The organism is Exiguobacterium sp. s166 (assembly GCF_018618855.1).
GTDB lineage: Bacteria > Bacillota > Bacilli > Exiguobacteriales > Exiguobacteriaceae > Exiguobacterium_A.
Genome location: NZ_JACSMU010000017.1, coordinates 1 through 870, shown reverse-complemented (window position 1 = coordinate 870; position 870 = coordinate 1). Strand labels below are relative to the sequence as shown.

The 870-nt window shown below is 50.6% G+C and carries 1 pseudogene; it reads left to right on the top strand.

From position 1 onward, the window contains the following. Nucleotides 1-870: pseudogene (locus tag KNP93_RS15540) on the top strand (copper amine oxidase); the annotation flags it as partial.

Genomic DNA, 870 nt, shown 5'->3' with positions numbered 1-870 from the left:
GAAGGTAAACTGCCGAAGGCAGCAGCGGAAGAAGTCCTCCGTGCCCATGAAGCCGACGTCTATAAAACATTCCAACAATATGCAGCCGGTGACTACGAAGGATCGTACAACACGTTCCGTGAAGGCTACAGCCGCATGTATGATATCTCAAAAGCACTCTCAGTCGCGATCACAACACAAATGCCTGAGAAGTTCGACAACACGAAAGCGGACACAAAAGCAGCTGACCTCCGGTCAACACTCAACAGCCTTGCAGCGGAGCACGTCGCCCTTGCGAACATCAGCATGACGGCTGGCGTCGATCAAGCGAAAGACTACGATGCAGCGAACTGGGCAGAAGACATGCACACAGCTGACTTCAAAGCGGCAATGAAATCCGTCTACGGTCAAGCGGGTGCGGATCAGTTCGAGCAAGTCTGGACGAAAAACCACATCGAAGCGCAAGCGAACCTTGTCACAGCAGCAATCAACGACGACAAGAAAATGATGGGTGACGCACAAGACATGCTCAAAATGTTCTCAAATGACTTCGGTGCATTCCTTGGTGCAGCAACGGAAGAAAACCTTCCGACAAAAGCAGCACAGGAAGCAATCTCTGGTCATGAGACATACGTCCAAGATACGTTCATGCAGTATGTCGAAGGCGACTACAAAGGATCAGTTGATACATTCCGTGAGTCATATGCTTACATGTACGGTGTCGGTGAAAACCTCGGTGAAGCAATCGTCAAACAATCACCTGAGAAATTCATGGATGGTACACCAGGTTCAATGCCGAACACAGGTAACGGCGGCATGAGCGACAACAATACAGCAGGTACAACTGGTGCGATCGCTCTCTTCGGTCTTGCACTCGGTGCAGCCGGAATC